Origin of the sequence: Curtobacterium sp. UNCCL20 (assembly GCF_900101675.1) — a bacterium.
In the GTDB taxonomy this organism is placed as follows: domain Bacteria; phylum Actinomycetota; class Actinomycetes; order Actinomycetales; family Microbacteriaceae; genus Curtobacterium.
Window position 1 is genome coordinate 1,578,439 of the sequence record NZ_FNKG01000001.1, and the last position, 18,630, is coordinate 1,597,068.

The 18,630-nt window shown below is 71.5% G+C and carries 13 protein-coding genes and 1 tRNA gene; 10 read left to right on the top strand and 4 right to left on the bottom strand.

The features are described 5' to 3' along the window. Positions 1-52 precede the first annotated feature (52 nt). Positions 53-1,051, bottom strand: a complete 999-nt coding sequence (locus tag BLT36_RS07725) for a phosphotransferase (protein ID WP_092093627.1) — start codon at positions 1,049-1,051, stop codon at positions 53-55. A gap of 97 nt (positions 1,052-1,148) precedes the next feature. Here BLT36_RS07725 and nudC point away from each other — a divergent pair, with 97 nt between their 5' ends. Both nudC and BLT36_RS07735 read left to right on the top strand, forming a co-directional pair. Then, the gene (nudC, locus tag BLT36_RS07730) at positions 1,149-2,084 is read left to right on the top strand and encodes an NAD(+) diphosphatase (protein ID WP_092093629.1); all 936 of its coding nucleotides are present in this window, start codon (positions 1,149-1,151) and stop codon (positions 2,082-2,084) included. Positions 2,085-2,230: 146 nt separating this feature from the next. Continuing rightward, positions 2,231-3,925, top strand: coding sequence for an ATP-dependent helicase (locus tag BLT36_RS07735; RefSeq protein WP_092094481.1), 1,695 nt, complete (start codon positions 2,231-2,233; stop codon positions 3,923-3,925). On the opposite strand, the gene BLT36_RS18345 is transcribed toward BLT36_RS07735, so the two are convergent. Both BLT36_RS18345 and BLT36_RS07740 read right to left on the bottom strand, forming a co-directional pair. Next, positions 3,816-4,673, bottom strand: coding sequence for a hypothetical protein (locus tag BLT36_RS18345; protein ID WP_139166401.1), 858 nt, complete (start codon positions 4,671-4,673; stop codon positions 3,816-3,818). The two genes, BLT36_RS07735 and BLT36_RS18345, sit on opposite strands and share 110 nt — an antisense overlap. 59 nt (positions 4,674-4,732) lie before the next feature. Continuing rightward, positions 4,733-6,160 (bottom strand): zinc-dependent metalloprotease, encoded by a 1,428-nt coding sequence (locus tag BLT36_RS07740; protein ID WP_254787427.1) that lies wholly within the window; start codon positions 6,158-6,160, stop codon positions 4,733-4,735. A 106-nt stretch (positions 6,161-6,266) separates the two neighbouring features. Between BLT36_RS07740 and BLT36_RS07745 the strand changes: the two genes are divergently transcribed. The 4 genes from BLT36_RS07745 to BLT36_RS07760 all read left to right on the top strand — a co-directional run bounded on the left by BLT36_RS07745 (position 6,267) and on the right by BLT36_RS07760 (position 11,794). Next, positions 6,267-7,376: a YlbL family protein gene (locus BLT36_RS07745; RefSeq protein ID WP_254787429.1), complete on the top strand. Its 1,110-nt coding sequence runs from the start codon at positions 6,267-6,269 to the stop codon at positions 7,374-7,376. Between the two features lie 254 nt (positions 7,377-7,630). Continuing rightward, positions 7,631-10,618: a UPF0182 family membrane protein gene (locus tag BLT36_RS07750; protein ID WP_175529541.1), complete on the top strand. Its 2,988-nt coding sequence runs from the start codon at positions 7,631-7,633 to the stop codon at positions 10,616-10,618. Between the two features lie 63 nt (positions 10,619-10,681). Continuing rightward, positions 10,682-10,758: transfer RNA gene (locus tag BLT36_RS07755), tRNA-Met, on the top strand. A 196-nt stretch (positions 10,759-10,954) separates the two neighbouring features. Next, positions 10,955-11,794, top strand: a complete 840-nt coding sequence (locus BLT36_RS07760) for a carbon-nitrogen hydrolase family protein (protein WP_092093635.1) — start codon at positions 10,955-10,957, stop codon at positions 11,792-11,794. Positions 11,795-12,049: 255 nt separating this feature from the next. Here the strand turns inward: BLT36_RS07760 and BLT36_RS07765 are convergent, their stop codons facing one another. Then, positions 12,050-13,258 carry an aminotransferase class I/II-fold pyridoxal phosphate-dependent enzyme gene (locus tag BLT36_RS07765; RefSeq protein WP_092093637.1) on the bottom strand — a complete coding sequence of 403 codons (1,209 nt, stop codon included), beginning with the start codon at positions 13,256-13,258 and terminating at the stop codon, positions 12,050-12,052. Between the two features lie 214 nt (positions 13,259-13,472). Here BLT36_RS07765 and BLT36_RS18895 point away from each other — a divergent pair, with 214 nt between their 5' ends. The 4 genes from BLT36_RS18895 to BLT36_RS07785 all read left to right on the top strand — a co-directional run bounded on the left by BLT36_RS18895 (position 13,473) and on the right by BLT36_RS07785 (position 18,598). Continuing rightward, a complete protein-coding gene (locus tag BLT36_RS18895) occupies positions 13,473-15,635 on the top strand; it encodes a S1C family serine protease (RefSeq protein WP_092093640.1) in 2,163 nt (720 codons plus the stop codon). A 186-nt stretch (positions 15,636-15,821) separates the two neighbouring features. Beyond that, the gene (locus tag BLT36_RS07775) at positions 15,822-16,865 is read left to right on the top strand and encodes a glycosyltransferase family 2 protein (RefSeq protein ID WP_092093643.1); all 1,044 of its coding nucleotides are present in this window, start codon (positions 15,822-15,824) and stop codon (positions 16,863-16,865) included. Positions 16,866-16,874: 9 nt separating this feature from the next. Continuing rightward, positions 16,875-17,693, top strand: coding sequence for a CDP-alcohol phosphatidyltransferase family protein (locus BLT36_RS07780; protein WP_092093645.1), 819 nt, complete (start codon positions 16,875-16,877; stop codon positions 17,691-17,693). Beyond that, positions 17,690-18,598 (top strand): glycosyltransferase family 2 protein, encoded by a 909-nt coding sequence (locus tag BLT36_RS07785; protein WP_092093648.1) that lies wholly within the window; start codon positions 17,690-17,692, stop codon positions 18,596-18,598. The genes BLT36_RS07780 and BLT36_RS07785 overlap by 4 nt, the downstream gene beginning before the upstream one ends. Positions 18,599-18,630: the final 32 nt, after the last annotated feature.

Genomic DNA, 18,630 nt, shown 5'->3' on the forward strand with positions numbered 1-18,630 from the left:
CGCGCCGACGGGGCGGGCTTTCGCCGCGCCTCCAGGCCGGGTGGAACCGGCTTCAGCCGTGTCGACGCTCGGTCGACGACAGCAGCTGCTCGACCTCGCCGATCTCCATCGTCTCCGGCGAGACCGACTGCAGCGGCGCCGCGCTCGGCGCGTGCACCGCGTCGACCAGCCGGTGCATCATGGCGACCGCGTCGTCGACGACCTCGGTGCTCTTCGCCTGCACGCCGTGCAGCAGCCACTGCGCGGTCTCGAGCTCGTGGTGGACCCGGGCGCGCTGCGCGAGCTGCCGGTCCCGGCCGCCGCCGTTCGCCTCGTACGCACTCAGGACGGTGTCGAACGCGTCCGTCCGTCCGGCGAGCACCCACGCGAGGTCCTTCGCCGGGTCGCCGAGCCGCAGCTCGCCCCAGTCGATGACCCCGGTGACGTCGTCGCCCTCGACCAGGATCGTCTCGGTGCCGAGCGACCCGTGCACGACGGTGGGCGTGAACTGCCAGAGCTGCTGGTCGCGGGCGGCACCCTCCCAGCGCTCCTTGAGCGCCGCCGGGACGAGCTTGGTGGCGACGGCGCGGTCCATCACGGAGACGGCGGAGCGGAGCACCTCGAACGGGGTGAGCGAGGGCAGCCCGGCGTCGGTGACGAAGCTCGTCGGCAGCTGGTGGATCGCGGCGATCGAGCGTCCGACCGACGTCGCGAGCTCCGGTCGCTCGACCAGGGCCTTCAGGGTGGGGTGCGCGCCGCGCAGGTACGTGGTGACGATGGCGCGGGTCGATCCGATCGGCGCCTGTCCGCGGTACTCGGCCACGCCGAACGGGAGGCGCGTGCGGATCCCGGCGCTCAGCGCACGGATCGCGACGACGTCGGCCGACTGCCGGGCCTCGGCCCGCTGGTTGCGTGGACGGCGGATCGCCGTCTCGGCGCCGTCGGCGTCGCGGAGGACCGCCGACTCGTAGTCCCCGGACGCTGCCGAGCCGAGCGTGCGCGTGCCCGTGACGACGAGACCCGGCACGGCCGTGGTCGCCAACGCGGCTAGAGTGAACTGGGATCCCGCCATGCCCAACAGGGTAGGTCCGCAGCCGGTGGACGAGCGTGCGCCACGCTGCACGGCGGCCCAGCACGCCACACTGATCCGACCCGAGGAGCCCCCTGCCGTGACCGTCGAGTTCGCCGCCCGGCTGCCCCTCTCCCGCAACGAGCTCGACCGTGACGCCGAACTGCGCACCACCCCGGACCTCGAGCGCGTGCTGCGGGACGACCCCACGACCCGGTACCTCCCCGTGCGCGGGTCCGAGATGCTCCGGACCACCGACGGCGCGCTCCGCTTCGTCACCGCGTCGGAGATCCCCGAGGGCACCGTCACGCTGTACCTCGGCCGGGCCGTGTCGGACGCGGCGGACGCCCCGGCGGGCACCCGGTTCGTGGCCGCCTTCGTCGACGCCAGCACCGCCGCGGCCATCGAGCCGGCCGACGACGCGTGGGAGAGCCTCCGCATGTTCGGCACCGAACTGTCCGCGCGCGACCAGGGCCTCGCGGTTGAGGCCGTCGCGATGGCGAACTGGCACGCCGTGCACGGCTTCTCGCCCCGCACCGGCTCGCCGACCGACGTCGTCACCGGCGGCTGGGTCCGCCGTGACCCCGAGGGGCACGAGCACTTCCCGCGCACCGACGCGGCGATCATCGTCGGTGTGACCGATGCCGACGACCGCATCCTCCTCGGCTCGAACGCCGCCTGGGACGCCAACCGGTACTCGCTCCTCGCCGGCTTCGTCGAGCCGGGCGAATCGCTGGAGGACGCCGTCCGCCGCGAGGTCTGGGAGGAGTCCGGCGTCCACGTGGAAGAGCCGGAGTACCTCGGCTCGCAGCCGTGGCCGTTCCCGGCGTCGCTGATGGTCGGCTTCCGGGCCCGCGCCGTCGACGGCGACCCGACGACCGCACGCCCGGACGGCGTCGAGATCCTCGACGTCCGCTGGTTCTCCCGCGACGAGATCCGCGAGAAGGCCGGGGACACGCTGCTCCTGCCGGGACGCACGTCGATCGCCCGCGCCATCATCGAAGAGTGGTACGGCGGGCCGCTGGACCTGCCGTGAGCGGTGCGACCGGCAGCCCTGCCCCCGACGGCGGGGCACCCTCCGGCCGCGTACCCGCCGGCCGCGTACCCGCCGGCCGCGTACCCGCCGGCCGCGTACCGGTCGGCGGCCCTGCCCCCGAGGTCCGCCCGCCGTCGCCCGACGAACTGCTCGCCGCGCTCGACGCCGAGCAGCGCACCGTCGCCCGCACGCTGCTCGGTCCCGTCGCGGTCCTCGCTGGCGCCGGCACCGGGAAGACCCGTGCGATCACGCACCGCATCGCCTACGGGGTCGCCACCGGCACCTACGCGCCGAACCACGTCCTCGCGCTGACCTTCACGACCCGCGCCGCCGGGGAGCTCCGCTCGCGCCTCCGCACGCTCGGCGCCGGAAGCGTGCAGGCCCGCACCTTCCACGCCGCGGCGATGGCGCAGCTCAGCTACTTCTGGCCGGACACCGTCGGTGGTCACGCGCCGCGGATCGTCGAGTCGAAGGGCAAGGTGATCGCGCACGCGGCGGACTCCGTCGGTCTGGCGGTCGACACCCCGGTGCTCCGGGACCTGGCGGCCGAGGTGGAGTGGCGCAAGGTCCAGATGCTCTCCTACGAGGAGTACGAGGCCGCCGCCGCCGAGCGCGTGATGCCGCGGGACACCGCGCCGCGCCGGGTGGTCGACCTCATGCGCGCGTACGAGCAGCTCAAGGACGACCGGCGGCAGCTCGACTTCGAGGACGTCCTGCTCGCGACGCTCGGCATGGTCGAGTCCGAGCCGCGTGTGGCGTCGTACGTCCGGCAGCAGTACCGGTTCTTCGTCGTCGACGAGTACCAGGACGTGTCGCCCGTGCAGCACGACCTGCTGCGGGCGTGGCTCGGCGGCCGTGACGACCTCTGCGTGGTCGGCGACGCCAGCCAGACGATCTACTCGTTCGCGGGCGCGTCCAGCCGGTACCTCCTCGGGTTCGGCTCGGAGTTCCCGCGCGGCTCCGTCCTGCGGCTCGAGCGGAACTACCGGTCGACGCCCGAGGTCGTGCACGCCGCGAACGCCCTGATGCGCGGGCAGCCGGGCGCACTCGACCTCGTCGCGCAGCACACCGAGTCCGGGCCCGAGCCGGAGGTGGTGCCGTGCGCGCACGACGGCGACGAGGCGCAGACGGTGGCGCGGCGGATCGCCGAGCTCGTGGGCGGCGGCGCGGCGTACGGCGACTGCGCGGTGCTCTACCGCCTCGGGGCCCAGGCCGCGGCGATCGAGTCGGCGCTCGGTCGTGCGGGGATCCCGTACCGGGTGCAGGGCGGGAAGCGGTTCTTCGACCGCCCGGAGGTCAAGCTCGCGGTGCACCACATGCGGGGCGAGGCGGTCCGGCAGACCGACGACGAACTGACGCGACGGGTGGGTCTCGTGCTGCAGGTGAGCGGGTGGACGCCGACGCCGCCCGAGGGCACCGGGGCCGTCCGCGAGCAGTGGGAAGCACTGCAGGCGATCATGGGACTCGCCGAGGACGCCCCGGCGGGAACGACGATGCAGCAGTTCACGCAGGACCTCGTCGACCGCGCCGCCACCCACCACGAGCCCGAGCTCGACGCCGTGACGCTCTCCACCCTGCACTCGTCGAAGGGCCTTGAGTGGCCGCACGTCGTCGTGATCGGAGCCGCCGAGGGGCTGCTGCCGATCTCGCACGCGAGCACCGACACCGAGGTCGACGAGGAACGACGGCTGTTCTACGTGGGCCTGACCCGTGCCCGGCGCTCCGTGACGATCACGTGGTCGCGACTGGGTTCCACGCGTGGGGGAGCCCGGACGGCGAGTCGGTTCCTGGCAGCGCTCGGCACGCACACCGCGGATGGAACGTCACCGGTCGCAGGCTGACCGACAGGTCGTCGCGGTCGAAGACGAGCTGCTCGGCGCGCGGGCGCTGGGTCACGAGCGGCAGCCGCTCCACCAACATCCGGGTGGTCGCGGACGCGATGGCCGCGACCCGGTACGCGGACAGGGGCGCCGCGGGGCGGCCCCACACCTGGGACGCGACGGCGGGCCAGGCGGGATCGTCGTCGACGTGCGCGTACTCGACGCACTGGAGGCACGGGCCGGCACCCGGGACCACGAACGGCCCGACGCGGATCCGGCCGTCGCCCACCACGACCGCCAGGTGCGGCACACCCCGTCGGGTCCACGCCGCGCGGAGCGCCGGGTCGACGACGTGGTCCGCGACGACGACCGCCAGCCCAGGGTCCTGGTCGGGCAGCGGGACGGGACCGCCCCGCGGCGCACTGGTCCGGGTCACCGTCACGCCCTCGCCGGAGAGCAGTTCCGCCATCGCGTCCGGCAGCCGCCCGGAACCGTGCACCTCGACCCGGGCGAGCGGCTCGGGCAGGACGTCGACCACCGCGGGCGACGCCGCGCCGAGCACCCGCGCCGCGACGCCCGGCGAGCACCCCGCGGTGACCGCCACGCCGGACAGTGCGTCGCGGCCGGTCTCACGTCGGAGCGCGCTGAGGAACCGCTCCTCGCCCGTCGTGGGGACGGCGACGACCGCGCGCGGCGGATCGACGCCGAGCTGGACGGTCGCCGGGTCGCGCCAGACGAACTCGAGCGTCGGATCGATGCGGATGCCCATGCCCCCACGCTGGCCGATCGAGCGGCAGCGCGGGGGACCCCCGGAGGATCTGTGGAGAACTACCGGGACGGTGCGTCGCCGTCGGGGCTGGTGCCGGTGGCGTCGGGGTCGTCGTCCGTGCCCGTGCCCTCGTCGACGTGCCCGCTCTCGTCCTCGCGCGGCCGGTCGCCGGTCGCGTCGTTGAGCAGGTCCTCGAGCGCCTTGTCGAACTCGTCGTCCTCGGCGGAGCGGCCCGGGTTCCGGAGCCGCAGCACGAAGGCGTCGGGAGAGTCGATGTCCTCCGACGTGGGGACGGCGTCGAAGTGCGACCAGAGCGCGTCCCGCTGCTCGGTGCCGAGCTGGTCCGTGACGTGCTGCCACATCGCTGCGGCCTCGCGCAGCCGACGCGGGCGGAGCTCGAGGCCGACCAGCGTCGCGAACGCGGACTCGGCCGGCCCGCCCGCGGCGCGGCGGCGACGGACCATCTCGGCGATGGCGCCGGACTTCGGCAGACGCTCGGTCGCTGCAGCGGTCACGGTGTCGACCCAGCCCTCGACCAGCGCGAGCATGGTCTCGAGGCGGGCGAGCGCTGCCTCCTGCTCGGCGGTGCGCGGCGGGATGAGCGCGCCGGAGGCCAGGGCGTCGCGGAGCTGCTCCTGGTTGGTGGGGTCGATCTCGGACGCCAGCTCCTCGACCCGGTCGAACGGGATGTGGATGCCCCGCGCGTAGTCGGTGATCGACGAGATGATGTGCAGTCGGAGCCAGCGGGCCGAGCGGAACAGTCGGGCGTGGGCGAGTTCGCGGACCGCCAGGTAGATGCGGACCTCGTCCTCGGGGACGTCGAGGCCCTCGGCGAACTCGGCCACGTTCTGCGGCAGGAGCGCGGCGACCTGCTCGTCGAGGAGCGGCACGCCGACGTCGCCGCCGGAGACGACCTCCTTCGAGAGCTGTCCGACGACCTGGCCGAGCTGGATCGCGAAGAGCGCTCCGCCGACGCCGCGCATCGCCTTCGAGACGTCGCCGAGCATCGCCTTGAGCTGCTCCGGCGCGCGCTGTTCGATCGCCTCGGTGAGGGCGTTCGAGATGCTCAGCGCCACCGGCTCGGCGATCTGCGCCCACACCGGGGTGGTCGCCTTCGCCCACTGCTCGCGCGTGTACAGGCTGGGGGTCGCGGTGAGTTCGGCGACGGTGGTGGCCTCGTCCAGCCAGAGTGCGGCGACCTGGAACGCCTGGTCGGCCGCCTGCGAGGTCGCCGGGTCGACGGGGTGCCCGCCCTCTCGGGCGATGGCGGTGGCGCGCTCGGACGCGACGGAGAAGTCGATGCCGTCCCCGCCGGACTGCGCGGCGCGCTGCAGCTGGCTCATCAGGTTCGCGACGAAGGCCGGGTCGTTCGGCAGGCCCGCGGCACCGGCGAGCTGCGAGGGGTCGATCTGGCCCTCGCCGTTGAGGAGCTTCCGGAGCATCTCCTGGAAGTCGTCGTCCGGCCCCGGCTGCGGTTCATCAGGCATGACGACTACGCTAATCGCTGCTCACGGGGCCGCACCTGGGACGCCCCCGTGGGAACGCCCGAACCGCTGCGCCGAGGGCGAACAGCCCACCGTGGAAGGACGCTGCGTGACCCTCTTCGCCCCCGAACCCCGACGACGTTCGCGCACCAGGACCATCGGGTGGGCGTTCGTGATCGGCGCCGTGGTGCTCGGGCTCCTGGCGAGCCTGCTGCCCAGTCCGTACCTGATCGAGGTGCCCGGGCCGGTGTACAACACCATCGGGACGCAGGAGCAGGGGACGGGCAAGGACGCCAAGGACGTCAAGCTCATCCAGGTCAGCGGGCACCCGACGTACCCGACCGGCGGTGCGCTCGACATGCTCACGGTCGGGATCCAGGGCGACGCCACCAACCGGCCCTCGTGGACGAGCGTCATCCGCGCGATCTTCACCCGCTCCGAGGCGGTGATCCCGGCCGAGGCGATCTACCCGTCCGGTGTGTCGACCGACCAGGTGAACCAGCAGGACGCGGCCGACATGCAGGCCTCGCAGCAGTCGGCGGTCGCCGCAGCCCTCATCCAGCAGGGCTTCGACCTACCGACGGACCTCGAGGTCGGCACGGTCCAGAAGGGATCGGCCGCCGACGGCGTGATCGAGAAGGGCGACGTGATCCGGTCCTTCGACGGCACCGAGCTCACCACGAACGCCGACGCGACGTCGCTCCGCGAGCTCGTCGCGAAGCACGGCACCTCCGGTCCGGCGACGGTCGTCCTCGAACGCGACGGGGCCGAGAAGACCGTCGAGCTGACGCCCCGGAGCGAGCAGGGCACGGCCCTCATCGGGGTCGGCGTCACCGAGCGCTACGACTTCCCGTTCAAGGTGTCCATCACGCTGCAGGACGTCGGTGGGCCGTCCGCCGGCATGATGTTCGCGCTCGGGCTCATCGACGAGATCACGCCCGGCAAGCTCAACGGCGGCAAGCACGTCGCGGGCACCGGGACGATCACCGCCGACGGCGAGGTCGGTGCGATCGGCGGCATCCGGCAGAAGCTCTACGGCGCGCGCGAGGCCGGTGCGACCGTCTTCCTCGCACCGGCGAGCAACTGCGACGAGGTCGTCGGCCACGTGCCCGACGGGTTGGACGTGTACAAGGTCTCGACGCTCGACCAGGCGGTGACCGACCTGCAGACGATCGCGTCCGGGAAGAGCACCGCGAAGCTCGCGCGCTGCACGTCGTAGGACCGGCCACGCGCTCCACGCGGCGTCCGCGGACGTCGCGATCCGTGCCTCCAGGCCGTCTCCCTGGAGGCGCGGGGCGCCTTCCTGAGTCGCCGTACAGTTTCAGACACGGTCTCGCCACATAAGATCGACGGACTGACGGCCCGCTGCGCCGGGCCCGCCGGTTCGACACGTCTGGAGCACATCAAGTGACGACAACCTCGTCCGCCTCGGGTTCTTCTCCTTCTGGGCGGCGTTCGCCGCGGGTCCCGATCGTGGTCACGATCATCGTGCTGGCCGCACTGGTGATCGCCTTCTTCATCTTCGCGAGCCTGTACACCGACTACGCGTGGTTCGCGCAGCTCGGCTTCCAGCAGGTCCTGACCACCCGCTGGGTCGCCGGGACGCTGATGTTCCTCGCCGGGTTCCTGGGGATGGCGGTGCCGGTGTACGCGAGCATCGCCATCGCGTTCCGGTTCCGACCGGTCTACGCGAAGCTCAACTCGCAGCTCGACCGGTACCAGCAGGTCATCGAGCCGCTGCGCCGTGCCGTCATGATCGGCATCCCGGTCGTGCTCGGAATCTTCGCCGGGCTGTCGACCGCGGGTCGCTGGAGCATGGTGCTCGAGTACTTCAACCGGACGCCGTTCGGCAAGACGGACCCGCAGTTCGGGCTCGACATCGGCTTCTACGTCTTCGAGCTGCCGTTCTGGCGCTCGATCGTCGCGTACTCGTCCGCCGTCGTGCTCATCGCAGGCCTCGCCGCCCTCGCCGCCTGCTACCTGTACGGCGCGATGCGCTTCGGTGGGCGTGAGGTCCGCATCTCGAAGGCCGCACGCATCCAGCTCGCGATCACGGCCGCGGTCTACATCGCGCTCCAGGCCGCCAGCCTCTGGCTCGACCAGTACGCGGCGCTGACGAAGTCGAACTCGCTCATCACCGGTGCGCAGTACACCGAGGTCAACGCGGTCATCCCGGGCCGCGAGATCATGGCGGGCATCGCGGCGATCGTCGCGATCCTGTTCATCGTCACCGCGGTGATCGGCCGCTGGCGCATCTCGATCGTCGGCACCGGCCTGCTCCTCGTCGCCGCGATCGTCATCGGCGGCATCTACCCGTGGATCGTCCAGCGCCTGCAGGTGAAGCCCTCTGAGCGCACCTTCGAGTCCGCGTACATCGAGCGCAACATCAAGGCGACCCGGGATGCCTACGGTGTCGCCGGCGTGCAGGAGCAGAACTACGACGCGACGACCGAGGCCAGCTCCGGCGCGCTCGCACAGGACGCTCAGACCACGGCGAACATCCGCCTGATCGACCCGAAGATCGTCTCGGACACGTTCAGCCAGCTGCAGCAGTACCGGCAGTACTACCAGTTCCCGAAGGAACTCGACGTCGACCGCTACGACGTCAAGGGCCAGACCGAGGACACCGTCATCGCGGTCCGCGACATCGACCTGGACGGTCTCAGCTCGCAGGCGAACACCCCCTACAACCGGGCCTTCGTCTACACCCACGGATACGGCGTCACCGCGGCGTTCGGCAACCAGCGCGCCAGCGACGGCAAGCCCGTGTTCCTCGAGTCAGGCATCCCGTCGAACGGCGCCCTGGGCGACTTCCAGCAGCGTGTGTACTTCGGTGAGACCTCGCCGGCGTACTCGATCGTCGGTGCGCCGAAGGGCTCGAAGAACGTCGAGCTCGACTACCCGTCTGGCTCCGACGACGACAACGGCGGCAACGCCACCACGACGTACGCCGGCGACGGCGGCCCGAGCCTCGGCAACTTCTTCAACCGGCTCGTCTACGCGGCGAAGTTCCAGTCGGAGCAGATCCTGCTGTCGAACGCGGTGAACAAGGACTCGCAGATCCTCTACGACCGCGACCCGATCACGCGTGTGCAGAAGGTCGCACCCTTCCTGACGCTCGACAGCGACGCCTACCCGGCGGTCGTCGACCACCGCATCCAGTGGGTCGTCGACGGCTACACGACGAGCGATGCGTACCCGTACTCGCAGAGCCAGAGCCTGGCGGACAGCATCGCCGGGTCCGAGAGCTCCTCGTACCGCACGGACCAGGTGAACTACATCCGCAACTCGGTGAAGGCCACCGTCGACGCCTACACCGGCAAGGTGACCCTGTACGCCTGGGACACCAAGGACCCGGTGCTGAAGACGTGGCAGAAGATCTTCCCGACGGCGATCAAGTCCGTGTCGAGCATGAGCGCTGAGCTCCTCGACCACGTCCGGTACCCGACCGACCTGTTCAAGGTGCAGCGGTCGATCCTCGGGACCTACCACGTGACCAACGCGAACTCGTTCTACTCGGGCGACGACGCGTGGAACACACCACAGGAACCGACCTCCGGCACGAGTGACACCTCGGACACGGCGGACACGTCGACGACGAACCAGGGGACGAACGCCCTCGGGACGACGACCACGACGACCCGGACGAACCTGCAGGATCCCTACTACCTCACGATGAAGGTGCCGGGGCAGGGGACCGCGTACACGCTGTACACGACCTACATCCCCCAGCAGTCGGCCGGCGCGAACAACCGCAACGTGCTCACCGGGTACCTGGCGGTGGACTCCGACGCGGGCGGTGCCGGCAAGGGGAAGAAGGGCTCCGGCTACGGCAAGCTCACCCTGTTGACGATGCCGAAGACGGACAACATCCCGGGTCCGGCCCAGGTGCAGAACCTCTTCAACTCGGACACCACGGTGTCGCAGGAGCTCAACATCCTGAAGCGGGGCAACTCGACGGTGAAGCAGGGCAACCTGCTGACGCTCCCGGTCGGCGGTGGGTTCCTCTACGTCCAGCCGGTCTACGTCCAGTCGACCTCGAGTGGTTCGTACCCACTGCTGCAGAAGGTGCTCGTGGCGTTCGGCGACAAGATCGCGTTCGAGGACACCCTCGACGAGGCGCTCAACAGCCTGTTCGGCGGTGACTCCGGCGCCGCTGCGGGTGACCAGGGTGCCGCGGGTTCGGGCTCGGGTTCCTCGGACTCCGGTTCGTCGTCGGGCTCCGACTCGGGCTCGTCCGGCTCGGGTTCCTCCGACTCCGGTTCGGGGTCGACCGGCGGCTCCACCGGTTCCGGCACGGTCGACAACGCGGCACTCCAGAAGGCCCTGAGCGACGCCAAGCAGGCGCTGCAGGACCGGCAGGACGCCTACGCGGACAACGACCTGGTCGCTGCTGCCGAGGCTGACAAGCGCCTGCAGGACGCGATCCAGGCCGCGACCGAGGCCGAGGGCGACAACTGACACGCCGTGGCGGGGCACTCGATTTGTGCCCCGCCACGGGGCTGTGTAGGCTATTCAACGTGCCGCGGGGTGGAGCAGTTCGGTAGCTCGCTGGGCTCATAACCCAGAGGTCGTAGGTTCAAATCCTGCCCCCGCAACCAAGCGTCACACAGAAGGCCCCGGTCCATTCGGACCGGGGCCTTCCGCGTTTCCCGAAGCCGGGCCGGCCGGCCGTGTGGGCGAGTCTCGGGCTGAGCGACACCTCTCGGGCTCCGGAGCGCGAGGACTGTCGCTCAGCACGAGTCTCGGGTCGACCCCGTCCGAGTCCCGCGCCACGGTCGCCGGTACGCTCGCCCCATGGGCACCCTCACGATCGCGGCGGCGCAGTTCGCACCCGTCGACGACCCGGCCGCCAACCTCGAGACGGTCCGGGCCGCCGCGGCCGAAGCAGCTGCCCGTGGCGCCGACCTCCTCGTGACGCCCGAGTACACCTCGTACTTCACGGCCGACATCGACGACCGCTTCGTCGCCGCCGCGCAGCCGCTCGACGGCCCGTTCGTCACCGGCCTGCAGGACATCGCGCGCACCACCGGCATCGCGCTGGTCGTCGGGGTGGCCGAGACGGCGGACGCCGAGGACCGGTTCCGCAACACCCTCGTCGCGGTGCTCCCGGACGGGACCATCGCGAGCACGTACCGAAAGGTGCACCTGTACGACGCGTTCGGGTCTCGGGAGTCGGACCGCATCGCATCCGGTGACCCCGCCCAGCTGCCGGTGTTCGAGCTCGCCGGCGTCCGGATCGGCCTCGAGACCTGCTACGACCTGCGGTTCCCCGAGGTCACCCGTCGCCTCGTCGCGCGCGAGCACGGCGACGTCGACGTCGTGGTGCTGCCGGCCGAGTGGGTTCGTGGTCCCGGCAAGGAGCACCACTGGCGGACGCTCCTGACGGCGCGGGCGATCGAGAACACGGTGTGGGTCGTCGGGGTCGGGCAGACGCCGCCGATCGGCATCGGTGGGTCGATCGTGCTCGACCCGTCCGGGGTCGCGGTCGCGGCGGCCGGTGCCGTCCCGGGCATGCTCGTGGCGACGGTCGACACCGCCGTCACCGAGGCGGTCCGGCGGACGAACCCGTCGCTGTCCCTGCGTCGGTACGACGTGACCCTGCGCGACCAGCAGGACGCCGCGCCGCGATCCTGACGTGCACCGTGCCGACCCCGTCGTCCGGTGCGGCGTCGTGCACGTGGTGCGTCGCTGCGACGCTGCACCCAGCGCGGAAGCGCGCGCGGGGTGACGCGGTACGCACGGTGCGGCCTGGAGGCGCGTGGCGGTCGTGATGCGCGCCTCCAGGCCGTCATCCGGTCGCGCCCAGGGCGCACGGTGCGCGTCTCGTCCGCCGGTGCGCGTTGCCTCCGCTGGCGCGCGTCGCGTCCGCTGGTGCGGGCGCGAGACCCGTCAGTCGGCGCGGAGCGGCGCGAGCCCGGCGAGGCGTGCGGCGGCCTCCTCGAGCACGGACCGCCGCTTGCAGAACGCGAACCGCACGAGTGACCGGTACCCGGCGGCGTGGTCCGGTCGGACGAACGCCGAGACCGGGACCCCGACGACCCCGGCGAGCTCCGGCAGGCGCAGGCAGAACTCCCGGGCGTCGTCGTGTCCGAGTGCCGCGGCATCGGCGATGACGAAGTACCCGCCGTCGGGACGCATCACCTCGAAGCCGGCGGCACGGAGCCCGGCGGCGAGGAGGTCGTGCTTCGCCGAGAGCTCGCTGGCGATGCCGGCGAACACGGTGTCCGGCAGCCGGAGTCCTGTGGCGACCGCGGGCTGGAACGGTGCGCCGTTCACGAAGGTCAGGAACTGCTTCACCGTCGTGATGGCGTCCACGAGTACCGGGGGAGCCGTGAGCCAGCCGATCTTCCAGCCCGTCGTGCTGAAGGTCTTCCCAGCGCTCGAGATGGTGACGGTCCGTTCGGCGGCGCCCGGCAGGGTGGCGACGGGGACGTGCGGGACGTCGAACGTGAGGTGTTCGTAGACCTCGTCGGTGACGATGACCGCGTCGTACTGCGTCGCGAGCTCGACGACCGTCGACAGCACCTCGGCGGGGAGGACGCGACCGGTCGGGTTGTGCGGCGTGTTCACGAGGACAGCTCGCGTGCGGTCCGAGAACGCGGCACGCAACGTGGTCTCGTCGGGGAGGAAGTCCGGCGCGGTCAGCGGGACGGTGACGTGGGTCCCGCCGGCGAGCCGGATGAGGGCGCCGTAGGCGTCGTAGAACGGTTCGAAGGTGACGACCTCGTCGCCGGGCTCGACGAGTGCGAGGAGCGTCGCGGCCAGTGCCTCGGTCGCGCCCGCGGTCACGAGCACCTGGCGGTCCGGGTCGACCTGGAGGTCGTACCAGTGCGCCTGGTGCTCGCTGATCGCCGTCCGGAGCTCCGGGATCCCGCGGCCCGGCGGGTACTGGTTGACGCCCTGGCGGATTGCGGACACGGCTGCCTCGAGGACCTCCGCCGGGCCGTCCTCGTCCGGGAAGCCCTGCCCGAGGTTGATCGCACCGGTGGCTGCCGCGAGGGCACTCATCTCGGCGAAGACCGTGGGCGCCGGCACCCCGTCCGGACCGAGGAGCATCGCTCCCTCGGCCGCTCGCAACCAGGGTCCTGCCTGACGCATGTGGTTCCCTCCGGAGTGTCGACGGTGACGCGACGAGGTGTCGACGGTGACGCGACGCGCTGAACGCACCCAACCTAGCGGCCCCTCCGGCCACCACCCGGGAACGGTCGCACAGGCCACGCATAAGATCGCCATAGGTCGCTTGCAGCGTCAGCAGGAGCACCGCTCAGGTGGGTCCGACAGACTGCACGGGCTTGAAAGGAGCACGTCCAGCATGACGAACACCACGCCCAACGGGCAGGGCGACGACATCCGTCCGGACGACACGGCCGCACAGGCCGCCGCCGAGGACGCCGCGCCGAAGGACTCCCAGCACACGGACGACGCTCCGACGAGCGACGCGCGAGCGGACCACACCGACGTGATCGACCCTGCTCCCGCGAACGAGACCGACGTGATCGCGGCGTCGACCGACCACCCCACCGACCGCTACACCGCGCCCTACCCGACGCTCGGGGACGTTGGCTCGTCCTCGTCCTCGTCCTCGTCCTCGGGCGAGCAGGGCACCGCCGGCCAGACCAGCCAGTACGGACAGGCGAACCAGTACGGGCAGGACCAGTCCCAGTCCCCGTCGGGCCAGGGCCAGTACGGCCAGCAGCAGTCCGGTGACACCGGCCAGCAGCAGTCCGGTGACACCGCCCAGTACGGGCAGTCGACCGGCGGGTACGGGCAGCACGCCTCGCCCTACGGCGGCCAGCAGCCGAGCCAGGGGCAGTACGGCCAGACGAGCCAGTACGGCCAGACGAGTCAGTACGGCCAGGCGAGCCAGTACGGGGACCAGCAGCAGAGCCAGTACGGCCAGCAGGCGCAGTACGGGCAGCAGAGCCAGTACGGCCAGCAGAGCCAGTACGGACAGCAGAACCCGTACGGACAGCAGGCCTCCTCCGGCCAGCAGAGCCAGTACGGCCAGCAGGCGCAGTACGGCCAGCAGAACCCGTACGGACAGCCGGCCTCCTCTGGTCAGCAGCCCCGGTACGGCGAGTACGCCCAGCCGACCTCGGCACCGGCGTCGGCCTCCGAGTACGCCACCGCCTCCGCCCAGGCCCCGTCGTCCGCCACGAGCGCCTTCGGTGACGTCGACGGCTCGAACCAGCGCAACGGCCACTACTTCGACGGGGCAGCAGGCGCCGCCGGAGCGTCCGCGGCCGGGAGCACCACCACCCGCACGCGCTCGAACTCCGGCCGCAACCGCCTGGTCGTCCCGATCATCGCGGGCCTCGTCGTCGCCGGTCTCGTCGGTGGCGGCGCGGGCTGGCTCGCCGGCTCCTCGAACGGTGGCGGCACGGTCGTCGGTTCGTCGGGGTCCCAGAGCGGCGGCAACCTGACCGTCAACGACTACAACAACGCGACCGTCGTCACCGCCGTGGCCGCGCAGGCGACCCCGTCGGTCGTGACGATCAACGTCTCGTCGAGCAACGAGGCCGGCACCGGTTCGGGCGTCGTGTTCAGCAAGGACGGGTACATCGTCACGAACACCCACGTGGTGACGCTCGACGGCGACAGCTCGAACGGCTCGATCACGGTGACCACCTCGGACGGCAAGATCTACCCGGCGAAGCTCGTCGGCACGGATCCGACGGTCGACCTCGCGGTCATCAAGATCGACGCCACCGACATGAAACCGATCAGCTTCGCGGACTCGTCGAACCTCAACGTCGGTGACACCGCCGTCGCGATCGGTGCGCCCCTCGGCCTGTCGAACACGGTCACGGACGGCATCGTCTCGACCCTGAGCCGCAGCATCCAGGTGACGTCGAGCGCCCCGAGCGAAGGCGGCGACTCGAACGAGGGCGGCAACGGCAGTGGCGGACCGTTCGACTTCTGGGGCAACGGCGACAACGGCAGCAACTCGTCCACGAACAGCACCGTCTCCCTGCCGGTCATCCAGACCGACGCGTCGATCAACCCCGGCAACTCGGGCGGTGCACTGCTCGACTCGAAGGGCAAGCTGATCGGCATCAACGTGGCGATCGCGAGCGCGAGCAGTTCCTCGGACTCGACCAGCCAGTCGGGCAGCATCGGTGTCGGCTTCTCGATCCCGTCGAACCTCGTCAAGCGCGTGGCGAACGAGATCAAGGACAACGGCTCGGCGACGCACGGTCTGCTCGGCGCGACCGTCGGTGACGCGGCCGAGGACGCCAAGGCCACGCAGATGGGTGGCCTCATCAAGTCGGTGTCCTCCGGCGGCGCGGCTGCCAAGGCCGGCCTGCAGAAGGGCGACGTGGTCACCAAGATCGGTTCGGCGACGGTCTCCGACGCCACCGACCTGACGGCGCAGGTCCGCTACTTCGCCGGCGGTGCGAAGACGACGATCACCTACATCCGGGGCGGCCAGACCCGCGAGACGGACGTCACGCTCGGGACGTACAAGGGCTGACGCGGTTCCCGTCGGACTGGAGGCGCGGTGCCGGCTGGCGCCGCGCCTCCAGTCCGTTGATCGGTCCTGACCGTCCGCCGGTCTCGCCCCGGGGTGCGTGGCGATCTTGATAGGCTCAGGGTCGCTCTGCGGGGCGGCACCGTCCGCGGTGCGTCCCGTGCACCCAGCCAGGACCCCGAGGTACGCATGCAGACAGACGGACAGCCCCTGTCGGGCGTCTCGTACGTGATGCCCGTCCTCAACGAGGTCACCGAGGTCCGGGCCGCCGTCCAGAGTCTGCTCGACCAGGACTACGACGGTCCGTTCGAGGTCATCCTCGCGCTCGGCCCGTCGATCGACGGCACGAACGAGCTCGTCGCCGAGATGAGTGCCGCCGACCCCCGGATCCGCGCGATCGAGAACCCCGCCGGGTCGACCCCCGCCGGGCTCAACGTCGCCATCCGCGCGTCGGTGCACCCCGTCGTGGTCCGTGTCGACGCGCACTCGGTGCTGCCGTCGGACTACACGCGGATCGCGGTGCGCGTGCTGCAGGAGTCGGGGGCGGACAACGTCGGCGGCATCATGCACGCCGAGGGCCGGACGCCGTTCGAGCGCGCAGTGGCCCTGGCGTACGGCAGCCGGGTCGGGCTCGGTGGCACCCCGCACCACGTCGGCGGTCAGGCCGGACCGGCCGAGACGGCCTACCTCGGGGTCTTCCGGCGCGACCGACTGTTCGAGGTGGGCCTGTTCGACGAGGGCATCAAGCGCGGCCAGGACTGGGAACTCAACCGGCGCCTGCGGCAGACCGGCGGCACCGTCTGGTTCACACCGGAGCTCGTCGTCACCTACCGCCCGCGGCCGAGCCTGAAGCGACTCGTCCGGCAGTTCGTCGCGACGGGGCTCTGGCGCGGCGAGCTCGCCCGTCGGTTCCCCGCGAACAACGGCCTGCGCTACTTCGTCCCGCCGGCCATGGTCGCCGCGATGGCGCTCGGCATCGTCGCCGGCGTCGTCGGCATCATCGGTGCGGCACTCGGCACGGGTGCTGCGTGGGCGCTCCTCGGCTTCGTCGTGCCCGCGGTCTACCTCGTCTTCGTCGTCGTGGGGGCCGTCGCGGTCGCCCGGCGTTCGGGGCTGCCGACGCTCCTCTGGCTGCTCGTGGTGCTGCCCTGCATCCACGTCGGCTGGGGTGTCGGCTTCATCATCGGCTTCCTGACCCGGACGTCCGAGCTGACCACGCACACGGGACGGTGAGCTGCCCTCTTGACCGATGACACGACCGGTCGCGGCGACACCCGCCCGACCTCGATCGCCGAGCTCCGCGCGGTCGCACAGCCGGACGAGGTCCGCTCGCGGGCGAACGCCGAACACTGGACCGCGTCGCTCTACCTGCGGGACGTCTCGCCGTACCTGACGTGGGTCCTGCTGAAGACCCGGGTGAGCGCGAACCAGGTGACCGGCCTGATGATCCTGGTGGGGTGGAGCGTCGCCGCGGCGCTCCTCATCCCGGGCATCTGGGGAGCGCTGCTCGCCCTCGTGCTCGGCCAGCTGCAGATGCTCGTCGACTGCTCCGACGGCGAGGTCGCACGCTGGCGCGGGACCCGCTCGCCCGCCGGGGTGTTCCTCGACAAGGTGGGGCACTACACGACCGAGGGACTCATCCCCATCGCGCTCGGCGTCCGTGCGGCCACATGGCCGATCCACGGCGCGGACTGGATGTGGACGACGATCGGCTGTGCCCTCGGCCTCGTGATCGTCCTGAACAAGGCGCTCAACGACATGGTGCACGTCGCCCGCGCGAACTCAGGCCTGGACAAGCTCGTCGACCGTCGTGACGCCGGCACCGTGCCGTCCGGCCGTCGGCTCGCGACCCTGCGCCGCGCCGCCCGGTTCCTGCCGTTCCACCGCCTGTACCACTCGGTGGAGCTGAGCATCCTGGCGTTCGTCTTCGCGCTGCTCGCGCTCGTCATCGGTCACCCGCTCGCGGACCGGATCCTGGTCGGCGCGCTGCTGCCGCTGGCTGTACTCGCGACGTTCGGGCACTTCGTCGCGATCATCTCGTCGAAGCGGGTGCGCGGGTGACCCCTGGGACCGTCCGTCGCCACGCGGTCCCGCACCGCGAGCGTCCCCGCGTCGCCGTGGTGAGCCTGTCACAGGGCACCCGCCCGGAGGACCTGCGCCGCGGCCTCGAGAGCGTCCTGGCGCAGCACGACGTCGACCTCGACGTCGTCTGCGTCGGCAACGGCTGGGAGCCGACCGGTCTGCCCGACGGCGTCCGCGCCCTCGCCCTGCCGGAGAACGTGGGGATCCCCGCGGGCCGGAACGCGGGCGCCGAGGTCGTGGACGGCGACTACGTGTTCTTCCTCGACGACGATGCCTCGGTGCCGTCCCAGACCTTCCTGCGCGACGCCATCGCGCTGTTCGAGCGGGATCCGTCGCTCGGCCTCGTGCAGCCCCGGGTCGTCGACCCCACGGGTGCGGCGAACCCCACCCGTTGGATCCCGCGCATCCGCAAGGGGGAGCCGGACCACTCGTCGCCGGTGTTCTCCGTGTGGGAGGGCGCCGTGGTCCTGCCGATGGACGTCTGGCGCGCGGTCGGCGGCTGGGGTGCCGAGTACTTCTACGCGCACGAGGGCATCGAGCTCGCCTGGCGTGTGTGGGACGCCGGCCGCCGTACCTGGTACGCCGGTGACCTCGTCGCGCACCACCCGGCGATCGACCCGGCACGCCACACCGAGTACTACCGCCTGAACGCCCGGAACCGCGTGTGGCTCGCCCGCCGGAACCTGCCGGCGGTTCTGCGGCCGCTGTACGTCGGGTCGTGGGCCGCGATCCAGGTCGCCCGCTGGTGGAAGCACCCGCGCCGTCTGGCCACGTGGTTCAGCGGGGTCCGGGAAGGATGGGCCACGGACTGCGGCCCCGTGCACGTCATGGGGTGGCTCACGATCGGACGCATGACGCTCGCGGGCCGACCGCCCGTCATCTGACCCGCCCACCACGAACCGATCGCCGACACCGG

Bases quoted from the DNA above. Each gene is read 5' to 3' on its own strand.
- BLT36_RS07725 (WP_092093627.1), bottom strand. From the start codon at position 1,051: ATGGCGGGATCCCAGTTCACTCTAGCCGCGTTGGCGACCACGGCCGTG.
- BLT36_RS18345 (WP_139166401.1), bottom strand. From the start codon at position 4,673: ATGGGCATCCGCATCGATCCGACGCTCGAGTTCGTCTGGCGCGACCCG.
- BLT36_RS07740 (WP_254787427.1), bottom strand. From the start codon at position 6,160: ATGCCTGATGAACCGCAGCCGGGGCCGGACGACGACTTCCAGGAGATG.
- BLT36_RS07760 (WP_092093635.1), top strand. From the start codon at position 10,955: ATGGGCACCCTCACGATCGCGGCGGCGCAGTTCGCACCCGTCGACGAC.
- BLT36_RS07765 (WP_092093637.1), bottom strand. From the start codon at position 13,258: ATGCGTCAGGCAGGACCCTGGTTGCGAGCGGCCGAGGGAGCGATGCTC.
- BLT36_RS18895 (WP_092093640.1), top strand. From the start codon at position 13,473: ATGACGAACACCACGCCCAACGGGCAGGGCGACGACATCCGTCCGGAC.
- BLT36_RS07775 (WP_092093643.1), top strand. From the start codon at position 15,822: ATGCAGACAGACGGACAGCCCCTGTCGGGCGTCTCGTACGTGATGCCC.